General features: G+C 64.3%; 12 protein-coding genes. 2 read left to right on the top strand and 10 right to left on the bottom strand.

The features are described from left to right. A partial coding sequence (gene guaB / locus IV113_RS19040) for an IMP dehydrogenase (RefSeq protein WP_291088246.1) occupies positions 1 to 1,132 on the bottom strand: 1,132 nt, incomplete at its 3' end. A gap of 172 nt (positions 1,133 to 1,304) precedes the next feature. Here guaB and IV113_RS19035 point away from each other — a divergent pair. Continuing rightward, on the top strand, positions 1,305 to 1,844 hold the full coding sequence (locus IV113_RS19035; RefSeq protein WP_291088244.1) for a DUF4124 domain-containing protein: 540 nt from the start codon (positions 1,305 to 1,307) through the stop codon (positions 1,842 to 1,844). Between the two features lie 22 nt (positions 1,845 to 1,866). Here IV113_RS19035 and IV113_RS19030 read toward each other — a convergent pair whose 3' ends face one another. Beyond that, positions 1,867 to 2,196 carry an RnfH family protein gene (locus IV113_RS19030; protein ID WP_291088242.1) on the bottom strand — a complete coding sequence of 110 codons (330 nt, stop codon included), beginning with the start codon at positions 2,194 to 2,196 and terminating at the stop codon, positions 1,867 to 1,869. A gap of 7 nt (positions 2,197 to 2,203) precedes the next feature. After that, entirely contained in the window at positions 2,204 to 2,650 is a 447-nt protein-coding gene (locus IV113_RS19025; RefSeq protein WP_291088240.1) for a type II toxin-antitoxin system RatA family toxin, read from the bottom strand. A 48-nt stretch (positions 2,651 to 2,698) separates the two neighbouring features. On the opposite strand from IV113_RS19025, the gene smpB reads away from it, so the two are divergent. After that, positions 2,699 to 3,193, top strand: a complete 495-nt coding sequence (gene smpB, locus IV113_RS19020; protein WP_291088238.1) for an SsrA-binding protein SmpB — start codon at positions 2,699 to 2,701, stop codon at positions 3,191 to 3,193. Positions 3,194 to 3,208: 15 nt separating this feature from the next. Here the strand turns inward: smpB and IV113_RS19015 are convergent, their stop codons facing one another. The 7 genes from IV113_RS19015 to nusA all read right to left on the bottom strand — a co-directional run bounded on the left by IV113_RS19015 (position 3,209) and on the right by nusA (position 13,065). After that, positions 3,209 to 4,309, bottom strand: coding sequence for an enoyl-CoA hydratase/isomerase family protein (locus IV113_RS19015; RefSeq protein ID WP_291088236.1), 1,101 nt, complete (start codon positions 4,307 to 4,309; stop codon positions 3,209 to 3,211). Between the two features lie 23 nt (positions 4,310 to 4,332). Beyond that, positions 4,333 to 5,352 (bottom strand): DMT family transporter, encoded by a 1,020-nt coding sequence (locus IV113_RS19010; RefSeq protein WP_291088234.1) that lies wholly within the window; start codon positions 5,350 to 5,352, stop codon positions 4,333 to 4,335. 112 nt (positions 5,353 to 5,464) lie between these two features. Then, positions 5,465 to 7,291: a translational GTPase TypA gene (gene typA / locus IV113_RS19005; RefSeq protein WP_291088232.1), complete on the bottom strand. Its 1,827-nt coding sequence runs from the start codon at positions 7,289 to 7,291 to the stop codon at positions 5,465 to 5,467. Further along, positions 7,288 to 8,277 (bottom strand): tRNA pseudouridine(55) synthase TruB, encoded by a 990-nt coding sequence (truB, locus tag IV113_RS19000; protein WP_291088230.1) that lies wholly within the window; start codon positions 8,275 to 8,277, stop codon positions 7,288 to 7,290. Before truB ends, typA begins: the two co-directional genes overlap by 4 nt. A gap of 2 nt (positions 8,278 to 8,279) precedes the next feature. Then, positions 8,280 to 8,651, bottom strand: a complete 372-nt coding sequence (gene rbfA, locus IV113_RS18995; protein WP_291088228.1) for a 30S ribosome-binding factor RbfA — start codon at positions 8,649 to 8,651, stop codon at positions 8,280 to 8,282. Between the two features lie 12 nt (positions 8,652 to 8,663). Further along, positions 8,664 to 11,534 carry a translation initiation factor IF-2 gene (gene infB / locus IV113_RS18990; RefSeq protein ID WP_291088226.1) on the bottom strand — a complete coding sequence of 957 codons (2,871 nt, stop codon included), beginning with the start codon at positions 11,532 to 11,534 and terminating at the stop codon, positions 8,664 to 8,666. Between the two features lie 31 nt (positions 11,535 to 11,565). Then, positions 11,566 to 13,065 (bottom strand): transcription termination factor NusA, encoded by a 1,500-nt coding sequence (nusA, locus tag IV113_RS18985; protein ID WP_291088248.1) that lies wholly within the window; start codon positions 13,063 to 13,065, stop codon positions 11,566 to 11,568. Positions 13,066 to 13,088: the final 23 nt, after the last annotated feature.

The following is a 13,088-nucleotide window of genomic DNA, read 5'->3' as shown; positions in this document are numbered from 1 at the left end:
GGCCCTGGTACAGCACGATCTCGCCCGGCGCCTCTTCGGTGCCGGCGAACATGCCACCCATCATCACGGTGTTGGCGCCGGCCGCGATGGCCTTGGCGATGTCGCCGCTGTAGCGGATGCCGCCGTCGGCGATCATCGGAACGCCCGTGCCCTGCAGCGCGCTGGCGACGTTGTCGATGGCCATGATCTGTGGCACGCCCACGCCGGCCACGATGCGCGTGGTGCAGATCGAGCCCGGGCCGATGCCGACCTTGACCGCGTCGGCACCGGCCTCGACCAGCGCCATGGCGGCACCGCCGGTGGCGATGTTGCCGCCGATCACGTCGATCTGCGGGTAGTTCTGTTTGACCCAGCGCACGCGGTCGATCACGCCCTTGCTGTGGCCGTGTGCGGTGTCGACCACTATTGCGTCGACGCCGGCCTTGACCAGCGCCTCCACGCGCTCTTCGGTGCCCTCGCCCACGCCCACCGCCGCGCCCACGCGCAGGCGGCCGGCGGCGTCGCGTGCGGCGTTGGGGAAGTTGAGCTGCTTGGTGATGTCCTTCACCGTGATCAGGCCCTTGAGCTCGAAGGCGTCATTGACCAGCAGCAGGCGCTCGAGCTTGTGCTTGTTCAACAGGGTCTTGGCCTCGGCCGGTGTGGTGCCGTCGGGCATGGTGATCAGGCGCTCGCGCGGCGTCATGATCTCGCTCACCGGCAGGTCGTAGCGGGTCTCAAACCGCAGGTCGCGGCCAGTGACGATACCGACCACCCGGCCCGCCTCGATCACGGGGAAACCGGAGATGCCCAGGTCGTCCGAGAGCTTCATGACCTGGCGGATCGTGGTCGTGGGCGTGATCACCACGGGGTCGCGCAACACGCCCGACTCGTAGCGCTTGACCTTGGCCACGTGGGCCGCCTGCTCCTGTGCCGAGAGGTTTTTGTGGACGATGCCGATGCCACCTTCCTGGGCGATGGCGATCGCCAGGCGGGCCTCGGTGACCGTGTCCATGGCCGCGGAGACCAGGGGCAGGTTCAGCTGGATGTTTCGGGAGAACTGGGTGGCAAGCGAGGCGTCCTTGGGCAGGACCTGGGAGTACGCTGGCACCAGCAACACGTCGTCGAAGGTGAGCGCTTTGCCGAGTAGGCGCATGGGAAAGCTCCAAAAGCGTCGATTGTAGCTGGCCGACCCGAGGGCAAACCCGTGGGCCGGGAGCCTGCAGCACCGACCGCTCAGTCGCGAAAAACCACCGCTGCGTCAGCTCGTACCGGCTGGGGTGTCAGACGACCACAGTGCCCGGTGGACTCAGGGCTAAACTGATGAAATGTCTCAAGCCAACACCCCCCAACCGTCCTGGCGCAACCCACTGCTGATGGGTCTGCTGCTCGCATTCAGCACTGCCGCGATGGCGCAATGGCAATGGGTCGATGGCACCGGCCGCAAGGTGTTCAGCGACACCGCGCCTCCATCGAGCATCCCTGACAAGAACATCCTCAAGAAACCGGGTATGACCGCGGCCCCCATCGTCGCTGTTGTACCAGCCTCATCGACAGCACCCGCCGCCAACGCGCCTGCCGCGCCTCAAATTCCCGCGCGCGACGCCGAGCTCGAAGCGAAGAAGAAACAGGCCGAGCAGGCCGAGGAAGCGAAGAAAAAGGCCGAGCAGGAACGTGTGGCCAAGGTGCGTGCCGAGAACTGCGAGCGCGCGCGAAAAGCCAAGGTCACCATGGAGTCCGGCGTTCGGCTGGCGACAACCAACGCCAAGGGAGAGCGCGAGATCATGGACGACAAGACCAAGGCTGCCGAATCCCAGCGCATGGACGGCGTCATCCGCAGCGATTGCGGACCTCTGCCAAAGCAGTGATCACCCCTGACGCATCAGAAATTCAGTAGCCGGCCTTGGAGCCGGCTTTTCTTCGGGAAAACAGGCCGGTACCGCGAGCACCTTGCCCCACGAACCGCTCCCGGCGGGCCATCTTCGGGTCCACCCGAAGCGCCCGATACACCTCCAGGCGGTCTCCGTCACGCAGCACATGCTCCGGGCCCACACGCCGCCCCCACACGCCCAGCGTCAGTGCTTGCGTGCCGAGTTCAGGGTAGGCCTTCAGCCAGCCGGCCTTCTCCAGCGCCATCTGCGCCGTGCAGCCTTCGGGCACCTGCAGGCCAAGTTCGTGCACATGGCGCGGTGCCTTCGAATGGATCAGGGTGATCTGCATGTCGGGCTCAGTCTGCGCCGTACACCTGATCGGCGCGCTTGACGAACGCGTCCACCAGGTTGCCGGCGATCTTGTCGAACACCGGGCCCACGAGCGCTGCGAGCGTGGTGCTGGAAAAACCATAGGTCAGGCTGAACTCCACCTTGCAGGCGCGCTGGCTGCCGTCTCCCAGCGGCGTGAACGCCCAGACGCCATCCAGCCTTGAGAACGGGCCATCGACCAGCTCCATGAGCACCTTGCGGTCGGTCTCGTGGGTGTTGCGCGTGGTGAAGCTGTGGCGCAGTCCACTGATGGCCATGCCCACACGCGCGACCATCCCGCCCTCGACTTGCTCCAGCACTTCGCCGTGATCGCACCACGGCAAAAACTGCGGGTAGTGTTCGATGTCGGTGACCAGGGCGAACATTTCGTGCGCGCTGTGGGAGAGCAGTACGGACTTGTGAATGGTTTTCATACAATCGAAGTCATTGTATTGGGCTGAAACGGCCACACCTCTTTCTCCATGGCCACCAAAAGCAGCAAAGCATCCCCCACCAAAGGCGTCGACAGCCGCATCGCCGACAACAAGAAGGCGTTCTTCAACTACGCCATCGAGGAGCGTTTTGAAGCCGGCATGGTGCTCGAAGGCTGGGAAGTGAAAGCGCTGCGCGAGGGCAAGGTGCAGCTCACCGACGGCTATGTGGTCATTCGCACCGGCGAGCTCTACCTCATCGGTTGCCAGATCAATGCCCTGCACACGGCATCCACGCACATCAGCCCTGACGCCGTGCGCACCAAGAAGCTGTTGCTGCACAGGGACGAGATCCGCCGCCTCATTGGCAAGGTCGAGCAAAAGGGCTACACGCTCGTGCCACTCAATCTGCACTGGAAGAACGGCAAGGTCAAATGCGACCTGGCGCTGGCCAAGGGCAAGGCCGAGCACGACAAGCGCGACACCATCAAGGACCGCGAAGGCAAGCGCGAGGTGGACCGGGCAATGAAGTCACGCAACCGCTGAGGTTGCGCGGGGCGTTCAGCCCAGGTGTTTGAGCGGATGCGCGTCCGCCGTCCACGGGCTCTCGAAGAACGCGGCCACCTGCCCTCTTCCCACATCCTCGATACGCTCCGGGTTCCAGCGCGGTTGCTGGTCCTTGTCCACCGCGAGAGCACGGATGCCTTCCACCGTTTCGCTGGCGGCGCCCGGGCGCAGGTGGAAGCACCGGTACACCATGCCGCGCTCCATGCGCAGGTTGTCGGTCAGACCCATGGCGCGGGCGCGGCGCACCTGCTCCAGCACCACGTGCAACATCAGCGGCGAGCGGTGGCGCAAGGTGGCCGCGGTGGCCTTGGCCCACTCGCCATCGCCCGACTCCAGCGTGGAGATGATGGCGTGCATGTCGGGCAGACCGAACACACGGTCGATCTCCTTGGCCGGCCAGCTGCCCGGCGCAACGGTGGTGCTGAGGTGGCTGGCGCACCAGCGCTCCACAGAAGCACCGTTCTCGAACGGCGTCTGTGCCAGCGAGTTCCACAGGCCTGCAAGGCGACCCGACTCGATGAAGCCGTCGGCCAGGCCCGCCGCCATGGCGTCGCGCGCGCCGAGCACCTGCCCGGTGAGCGCGAGGTATTCGCCCAGGCGGCCGGGGCAGCGGCTCAGAAAGTAACCGCCGCCCACATCGGGGAACAGGCCGATGTGGGTCTCAGGCATGGCGAGCTTGCTGCGCTCGGTGACGATGCGCAGGCTCGCACCCTGGCTGATGCCCATGCCGCCACCCATGACGATGCCGTCCATGAAGGCGATGTAGGGCTTGCGATAGGTGTGGATCAGGTGGTTGAGTGCGTACTCTTCGGTGAAGAAATCTTCCAGTGAAGCGTCGCCCGAGAGCGCGGCCTGGTGGAAGAAGCGGATGTCGCCGCCCGCGCAGAAGCTGCCGAACGGGCCTTCCTTGTTGACGCCGCGAACCGCGACCGCCTGCACTTGATCGTCGTCGCGCCAGGCCACCAAAGCCTGCGTGATGGTGCGGATCATCTCGAGCGACAAGGCGTTGAGTGCCTTGGGGCGGTTGAGCGTGATGCAGCCGACGCGGCCCAGGACTTCGGCAATGACGTGGGTTTCAGGCACTGAGGCGTTCATTGTTGTTCTTCCGGAAGAGTCGTTCATTGTGGCTGCTGGTCGACGGACTGGATGGGCGGCGAACCTGCTCGTGAGCGCCAGCCCAGCAACTCGTTGATCACCAGGGCGCCAATCACCAAACTGCCGCCCAGCAGCACTTCGTCGCCGGGTACTTCATTGGCCAGGACCCAGACCAGCAGGATGCCGAAGATCACCTCCAGCAAGGCCAGCAGCGAGACCTCTGGCGCTTTGAGCACGCGCGCGCACACCACCGAGAGTGCGCAGGGAATCGCCAACTGCACCAGGCCGAGCAGGGCCAACCAGGCCACATCGCCGCCGGTGGCCGAAAACGGCAGGGCCAGGGGCAGCGTGAGCACCGACGAAATCACCGCACCCAGGAGCACGGAGGGCACGAGGTCGATCTTTTCGCCATGGGTCTGGCCGCGTTGCACCACGGTCCAGTTGATGGCGCCGGCGATGGGCACGCACAGCGCGGTGAGCGATCCCAGCACGAGCCCGCCGGTGTCGATCTCGGGATGGCTCAGCGCCTGGACGAACTGGCTGCCGTACATGTATGCAATGCCTGCCCCGGCGGCCAGGATGGCCAGCCATGTGCGCACAGCCAGTCGTTGGCCGATGAAGAGTCGCGCCACCAGCGCGGTGAGCAGTGGACCGATCGACATGATGATCAGCACGTTGGCCACGCTGGTGAAGGTCAGGGCCAGCATGAACGCGGTGAACATCACCGACCAGCAGACGCCCGAGATCCAGAAGGCTGCGGATTCGGGGATCAGGCCCCAGTGGCGCTTGAGCCATGTGCGCAGCGAAGGCACCTCTGCAGGCTCGACCAGGTGCCCCTGGCTGCGGTCCACCTGACGCCAGACGGGCAGGATGACCAGCAATGAGATCGCGGTGAAGGCACTGCGCCAGAACGTGACCTCAAAACGCGCCGCCGATTCGAGCTGGCGCGAAACCACACCGGCGATCGACCACATGAGCGTGACCGCCAGCATGAGAAAAACCGCCTGCGTGTGGGTCAGTCGGTTGAGGGCGCGAAAAGGCATGGATTTCTTTGCCGTTCAGGTGACGCCACCCCATTGGGGCTGAGCTTGCCGAAGCCCTGAGCTCCGATCAGCCTGAGCTTGTCGAAGGGCAGGCTCAGGGCGAACGGAAACTTCAGGCGCTCTTGGAGGCGCGCTTGCGGTCGCTTTCTTTCAGGAAGCGCTTGCGCAGACGCACGCTCTTGGGCGTGATTTCGACCAGTTCGTCGTCCTCGATGAATTCCACGCCGTATTCCAGGTTGAGGTCGACCGGCGGCGTGATCTTGATCGCGTCTTCCTTGCCGCTCACGCGGAAGTTGGTCAGCTGCTTGGTGCGGGTGGCGTTGACGATCAGGTCGTTGTCGCGGTTGTGGATGCCGACAATCATGCCTTCGTACACCGGGTCGCCGGCGCGCACGAACATCCGGCCGCGGTCGTCGAGCTTGCCCAGGGCGTAGGTGAAGATTTCACCGTCGTCCATAGAAATCAGCACGCCGTTCTTGCGGCTGGCGATGTCGCCCTTGTGCGGCTCGTAGCCGTCGAAGATGTTGGCGATCAGGCCGGAGCCGCGCGTCAGGTTCAGGAATTCGTTGGTGAAACCGATCAGGCCACGCGCCGGAATGCGGTACTCCAGGCGCACGCGGCCACGGCCATCGGGCTCCATGTTGGCCAGTTCACCCTTGCGCTCGCCCAGTGCCTGCATCACGCCACCCTGGTGCTGCTCTTCGATGTCGGCCGTCACCATCTCGATAGGCTCGTGGCGCACGCCATCGATGTCGCGGAACACCACGCGCGGCTTGGACACCGCGAGTTCGTAGCCTTCGCGGCGCATGTTTTCCAGCAGGATGGTCAGGTGCAGTTCGCCCCGGCCCATCACTTCGAAGATGCCGTCTTCGTCGGTTTCCTTCACGCGCAGAGCCACGTTGGCCTGCAGTTCCTTCTGCAGGCGGTCCCAGATCTGGCGGCTGGTGACGAACTTGCCTTCACGACCGGCCAGCGGGCTGGTGTTCACACAGAAGTTCATGGTCAGCGTCGGCTCGTCGATCTTGAGCATCGGCATCGGGGCCGGCGTCAGAGGATCTGTGATGGTCACGCCGATACCGATGTCGGCGATGCCGTTGATCAGCACGATGTCGCCCGGGCCGGCTTCGGTGACCTGGACCCGGTCAAGGCCCTGGAAGGTGAGCACCTGGTTGATGCGGCCCTTGACGACCTTGCCGTCTTCGCCTTCCATCACTACCACGTCCATGTTGGGCTTGATGGTGCCCTGGCTGATGCGGCCCACGCCGATGCGACCAACGAAGGTGGAGAAGTCCAGCGCGGAGATCTGCAACTGCAGCGGTGCTGCAGGATCCCCCTCCTGGGGCTTGACGTGTTTGAGCACCGTGTTGAACAGGGCCGACATGTCGGGACCCCACTGCTCGCCGGGTGCGCCTTCGACCAGCGAAGTCCAGCCGTTGATGCCCGAGGCATAGACCACGGGGAAATCGAGTTGTTCGTCGTTGGCGCCGAGCTTGTCGAACAGGTCGAACGCGGCGTTGATGACTGCGTCAGGGCGTGCGCCCGGCTTGTCCACCTTGTTCACCACCACGATGGGCTTCAGACCCAGTGCCAGCGCCTTCTTGGTCACGAAGCGCGTTTGCGGCATCGGGCCTTCCTGCGCGTCAATCAGCAGCACCACACCGTCCACCATGGACAGGGCGCGCTCGACTTCACCACCGAAGTCCGCGTGGCCGGGGGTGTCGACGATGTTGATGTGCGTGCCTTCCCAGCTCACGGCGCAGTTCTTGGCCAGGATCGTGATGCCCCGCTCGCGTTCGATGGCGTTGTTGTCCATCACCGTGTCGACGATTTTTTCGTGCTCGGCGAAGGTGCCCGACTGGCGAAGCAGCTGGTCGACCATGGTGGTTTTGCCGTGGTCAACGTGGGCGATGATGGCGATGTTGCGGATTTGTTTGCTCATGATGCGAGTTCCGGTGAGGTTTCCAGGATTTGCTGTATTTCGGAGGGGCTCAGCAGTCGCCCCGGGATCAGTTCACCCGATTGGGTGTGCGCGCTGCCCAGCAGCACGGTTTCGTGGGAAAAGGATTCTTCGCCTGCGGGCACCGGGCCGAACACGGCAACCCGCTCACTGTCGGCCCATTCGCCCCGACGACGCAGGCCGCTGAGGAAGCGTCCGGCATCCATGGCGTCGAGAGTCACGACCTCGTGCCCGTCCAGCAAGGTTTGCACCGGCAGCAACCGCGCCATGCGCTCGTCTTCTCCCATTGCTTCAAGCGCTTCGAGCGTGATGCACTGCGAGACGTCGAACGGGCCGGTTTCGGTGCGACGCAGCATGCTCAGGTGGCCACCGCAGCCCAAGGCCTCGGCGATGTCTTCACCCAGGGTGCGGATATAGGTTCCCTTGCTGCAGCGCACACGCAGGCGCAGGAACGGCGCATCACCCTGCAGTTGCATGTCCAGCAGATCCAGGTCGTGAATGGTCACGTGGCGCGCCTCGCGCTCCACGGTCTCACCCTGGCGCGCATATTCGTAGAGCGGCTTGCCGTCCTTCTTCAAGGCGCTGTGCATGGGTGGTACCTGGGTGATCGCGCCCATGAAACCATCCAGCGCTTCGACCACCTGCCCCGGCGTGCAATGCACGTCGCGGGTCTGGATCACGTCGCCCTCGGCGTCGCCGGTGCTGGTTTTCACGCCCAGGCGCACCACGGTCTCGTAGGTCTTGTCGGCGTCCAGATGGATCTGGCTGAACTTGGTTGCCGCACCAAAGCACAGCGGCAACACACCGCTGGCCAGCGGATCGAGCGTGCCGGTGTGGCCTGCCTTCTCGGCGCGCAGCAACCACTTGGCTTTTTGCAAAGCCTGGTTGCTAGAGAGACCCAGCGGTTTGTCGAGCAACAGCACCCCGTGCACAGGGCGCCGTTGCACCCTCGTGCGTGGCGCGTGCATGCTTATTCCTCTTTTGACCGAGAAGAGACCGCCTTGGAGATCAAGGCGTTCATGTCGGCCGCACGCTCGGTGGTGCGGTCGAACACGAAATGCAGCGTGGGCACGGTGTGGATGTGCAGCCGCTTGAACAAACCGCTGCGCAGAAATCCCGCCGCGGCGTTGAGACCTTCCAGCGTCTCCTGCGGATCACCAGTGAGCAGGCTGAAGAAAACCTTGGCGTGTGCGTAGTCCGGCGTGACCTCGACCGCGTTGATCGTGATCATGCCCACCCGCCGGTCTTTCAACTCGCGCGCGATCAACTCGGCCAGATCGCGCTGGATCTGGTCGGCTACGCGGAAACCGCGGTTGGGGGTGGAGGAGGCTTTGCGAACCATTCAGATCACCGCTTACAGCGTGCGCGCCACTTCCTTGACCTCGAAGAATTCGAGCTGGTCGCCTTCTTTGATGTCGTTGTAGTTCTTCAGCTTGATACCGCACTCGAAGCCTTCCTTGACTTCGCGCACGTCGTCCTTGAGGCGCTTGAGCGTGTCGATTTCACCGGTGTAGATGACCACGTTGTCGCGCAGCAGGCGGAAGTGCGCGCTGCGATTGACCTGGCCAGCCGTGACCATACAACCGGCGATGGTGCCGATCTTGGTGGCCACGAACACGGTGCGAATCTCGGCCGAACCGATGACCTCTTCGCGCTTTTCGGGCGCCAGCATGCCGGACATCGCTGCACGCAACTCATCGACGGCGTCGTAAATGATGTTGTAGTAACGCAGGTCCACGTCGTTGCCTTCGGCCAGCTTGCGGGCACCCACGTCGGCGCGCACGTTGAAGCCGATGATCACCGCCTTGGAGGCAATGGCCAGGTTGACGTCGGACTCGCTGATGCCACCGACCCCGGCGAACACCAGTTGCACCTTGACCTCGTCGGTCGAGAGCTTGAGCAGCGACTGGGCCAGCGCTTCCTGCGAGCCCTGCACATCGGACTTGACGATGATGGGCAAAAGCTTGACTTCGCCAGCCGACATGTCGGAGAACATGTTCTCCAGCTTGGCGGCCTGCTGGCGGGCCAGCTTGGTGTTGCGGAACTTGCCGGCGCGGTAGGTGGCGATTTCGCGCGCACGGCGCTCGTCGGTCATCACCATGAAGTCGTCGCCAGCCTGTGGCACTTCCGACAGGCCCTGGATTTCCACCGGGATCGACGGACCGGCCGATTTGATCGTTTTGCCGTTTTCGTCCAGCATGGCGCGCACGCGGCCCGAGGTCTGCCCCACCAGCACCACATCGCCTGTCTTGAGCGTGCCGCTCTGAACCAACACCGTGGCCACTGCGCCGCGACCTTTGTCCAGGCGGGCTTCGATCACCAGGCCCTTGGCCATGGCTTCCACCGGCGCCTTGAGTTCCAGCACTTCGGCCTGCAGCAGCACCTGCTCCAGCAAGGCGTCGATGCCCACACCGGTCTTGGCGGACACGCCCACGAAGGGCACGTCACCACCGAACTCTTCGGGCACGACTTCTTCGGCCACGAGTTCGGAGCGCACCTTCTCAAGATTGATACCGGGCTTGTCGATCTTGGTCAGCGCAACAACGATGGGAACGCCAGCGGCTTTCGCGTGCTTGATCGCTTCCTTGGTCTGCGGCATGACGCCGTCGTCGGCCGCGCAGACCAGGATGACGATGTCGGTGGCCTGGGCACCACGGGCGCGCATGGCGGTGAACGCCTCGTGGCCCGGGGTATCGAGGAAAGAGATCATGCCGCGCTCGGTCTCGACGTGGTACGCCCCGATGTGCTGCGTGATGCCGCCGGCTTCGCCCGCAGCCACCTTGGCGCGGCGGATGTAATCCAGCAGCGAGGTCTTGCCGTGGTCCACGTGGCCCATGACGGTGACGACAGGCGCGCGCGGCAGCAGCTCGTGTTCCTGCTGCGAGGTTTCGTCGTCGGCAAAGGCTTCCGGATCGTCCAGCGCGGCCACGACGGCCTTGTGGCCCAGTTCTTCCACCACGATCATGGCGGTGTCCTGGTCCAGCGGCTGGTTGATCGTGACCATCTGACCCAGCTTCATCAGCTGCTTGATGACCTCGGACGACTTCAGGCTCATCTTGTGCGCGAGTTCGGCCACCGTGATGGTCTCCGGCACGTGCACTTCAATGATCTTGAGCTCGGTCGGCGCCACGAAGTTGCTCTGACCGGTATCGCGGGAATCGCGCGAGTCGCGGCGACCGCGTGGGCCTCCGCGCCAGTTGGAACGTCCCGCGCTGGTGTCGCCACGCGTCTTGATTTCTTTCTTCTTGGCCGCGTCGTCCTTCCAGGTGGAAGACAGGTTCTCGGACTTGATCTCTTTCTTGCCGGCCACGCCAGCCGTGGCGGCGCCAGCGGTGGTAGCGGGCTTGCCGGGGGTGCCGGCGGGTTTGTGCAATGTTCCCTTGATGCCGGCCTTGGGGTCGGCCACCGGGGCGGGCTCGGGCTTCTTGGCGACCAAGGTCTTGGCTGGCGCAGACATCATGGCGCGGATGTTGGCCGCTTCGGCTTCCGCCTTGCGCCGGCGCTCCACCAGATCCTGCGCGCGCAGGTCGTCGGCGCGTTTGCTCTCGGCGTTGCGGTCCGCGATCACGCGGGCTGCGGAATCGCGCTCAAGGGAGTCGGTCTTGGCCTTGGCGTCCTTGGCGGTGCGGGCGGCGATGGCCTCAGCAACGCCTTCAGGTGTAGCGGCCTCGGCGGCAGCGCGGGCGGCGGCTTCCGCCACTTCGGCAGCGGCAGCAGCGGCACGCTCCTGCTCTACAGCGACCTGCGCCTGACGCGCCTCTTCGGCTTCGCGCGCCTGGCGCTTCTCGTTGAACTCTTCTTCCTGGCGGCGCAGCAGTTCGGCCTGGCGGCGCGCATCCTCCTCGCGGCGGGTCAACTCTTCGGTGTCGACCGCTGGCGCGGCGGCCACAGGCTCTTCAACCAGCTCGGGCACCGCCACTTCGTCGTCGCGCTTGATGAAGGTGCGCTTCTTGCGCACTTCCACCTGGATCGTGCGGGCACGACCCGTGGAGTCGGCCTGCTTGATCTCGGAGGTGGACTTCTTCACCAAGGTGATCTTCTTGCGCTCACCGCCGGCCGTGCCGTGGCTGGCCTTGAGGTGGCCCAGCAGCGATTGCTTGTCGGATTCGGTGACTGGATCGGCCCCGGATGTCTTGGCCACACCCGCTGCGGAGAGTTGCTCCAGCAGGACGGTGGTGGGCTTGTTCAGCTCGGCAGCCAGTTCGGCGACGGTGGTACTTGTCATAGGTTTCAATTCTCCGATGGGCCTCCGCTGGTCAGGTCGTGGATTGCGCTTCGTCACCGGTGAACCAGTGAGCGCGTGCCAGCATGATCAGCGCGGTGGCCTCTTCAGGCGTCTGTGCGGTGATGTCGGTGAGCTCGTCGGTGGCCAGATCGGCCAGCTCGTCGCGGGTGTGGATGCCGGCGTCGGCCAACTTGGCGATCAGCTCGAGGGTCACGCCTTCGAGGTCGCGCAGATCTTGCGAGACTTCTTCGACGCTTTCTTCCCGGGCGATTTCCATCGTCAGCAGGGCATCCTTGGCGCGGGTGCGCAGCTCATTGACCGTGTCTTCGTCAAAAGACTCGATCTCCAGCATTTCCTGCAGCGGCACGTAGGCCACTTCTTCGAGGCTGGTGAAGCCTTCTTCGATCAGGATGTCGGCAATCTCCTGGTCCACGTCCAGCTTGGCCATGAAGATCTTGCGGATGCCGTCGGCCTCTTCGGCCTGTTTCTGGGCCGATTCGTCGGCCGTCATGATGTTGATGCGCCAGCCGGTGAGCTCGGACGCCAGGCGCACGTTCTGACCACCGCGACCGATGGCGATGGCGAGGTTTTCCTCATCGACCACCACGTCCATCGCGTGGCGCTCTTCGTCAACCACGATGGAAACCACGTTGGCCGGAGCCAGCGCGCCGATGACGAATTGCGCGGGGTCCTCAGACCACAGCACGATGTCCACGCGCTCGCCAGCGAGTTCGTTGGTCACACCGTTGACGCGCGAACCGCGCACACCGACACAGGTGCCGATGGGGTCGATGCGTTTGTCGAAGGTGTGCACGGCGATCTTGGCGCGCGAACCCGGGTCGCGGGCGCAGGTCTTGATCTCCAGCAGGCCTTGCTCGATCTCGGGCACTTCCTGGCGGAAGAGTTCGACCATGAAAGACGGGGCCGAACGCGACAGCAGGATGGGTGCACCGCGCAGCGTCAGGTCCACGTCCATGATCATGGCGCGCACGCGGTCCCCCGTGCGGAAGTTTTCCTTGGGGATCATCTCGCCGCGCTTCAAACGGCCTTCGACGCGGCCGCTCTCGATGATCAGGTCGCCCTTGTCCATGCGCTTGACGGTACCGACGAAGATCTTGTCGCCGCGCGACATGAAATCGTTGAGCAGCATTTCGCGCTCGGCATCGCGAATCTTCTGCAGGATCACCTGCTTGGCGGCCATGGCGCCAATGCGGCCAATCGGCACGCTCTCCACCGGCTTCTCGATGAAGTCACCTTCTTCGATGTCCGAGAGTTCGTCGCGGGCATCGGTGAGCAGTTCTTCGGCGTCCGGGTTCTGCAGGCCGGCCTCATCGGGCACGACCAGCCAGCGGCGGAAGGTTTCGTAGGCACCGGTGTCCGGGTCCATGGCCACGCGGATGTCCACGTCGCCCTTGTAGAGTTTCTTGGTGGCCGAGGCCAGCGCCAGTTCCACGGCGCCCAACACGACGTCGCGCTCGACGTTTTTCTCGCGCGAGATCGCATCGATCAGCATCAACATTTCGCGGTTCATTTCACTCGCCCACCTTTCCGAAT

It is taken from the genome of Hydrogenophaga sp., from assembly GCF_018780385.1.
Classification (GTDB): Bacteria; Pseudomonadota; Gammaproteobacteria; order Burkholderiales; family Burkholderiaceae_C; genus Hydrogenophaga.
The sequence above is the reverse complement of the archived record's forward strand: the minus strand, read 5'-3'. Positions and strand labels throughout refer to the sequence as shown.

Bases quoted from the DNA above. Each gene is read 5' to 3' on its own strand.
- IV113_RS19035 (WP_291088244.1), top strand. From the start codon at position 1,305: ATGTCTCAAGCCAACACCCCCCAACCGTCCTGGCGCAACCCACTGCTG.
- IV113_RS19030 (WP_291088242.1), bottom strand. From the start codon at position 2,196: ATGCAGATCACCCTGATCCATTCGAAGGCACCGCGCCATGTGCACGAA.
- IV113_RS19025 (WP_291088240.1), bottom strand. From the start codon at position 2,650: ATGAAAACCATTCACAAGTCCGTACTGCTCTCCCACAGCGCGCACGAA.
- smpB (WP_291088238.1), top strand. From the start codon at position 2,699: ATGGCCACCAAAAGCAGCAAAGCATCCCCCACCAAAGGCGTCGACAGC.
- IV113_RS19015 (WP_291088236.1), bottom strand. From the start codon at position 4,309: ATGAACGCCTCAGTGCCTGAAACCCACGTCATTGCCGAAGTCCTGGGC.
- IV113_RS19010 (WP_291088234.1), bottom strand. From the start codon at position 5,352: ATGCCTTTTCGCGCCCTCAACCGACTGACCCACACGCAGGCGGTTTTT.
- typA (WP_291088232.1), bottom strand. From the start codon at position 7,291: ATGAGCAAACAAATCCGCAACATCGCCATCATCGCCCACGTTGACCAC.
- truB (WP_291088230.1), bottom strand. From the start codon at position 8,277: ATGCACGCGCCACGCACGAGGGTGCAACGGCGCCCTGTGCACGGGGTG.
- rbfA (WP_291088228.1), bottom strand. From the start codon at position 8,651: ATGGTTCGCAAAGCCTCCTCCACCCCCAACCGCGGTTTCCGCGTAGCC.
- infB (WP_291088226.1), bottom strand. From the start codon at position 11,534: ATGACAAGTACCACCGTCGCCGAACTGGCTGCCGAGCTGAACAAGCCC.
- nusA (WP_291088248.1), bottom strand. From the start codon at position 13,065: ATGAACCGCGAAATGTTGATGCTGATCGATGCGATCTCGCGCGAGAAA.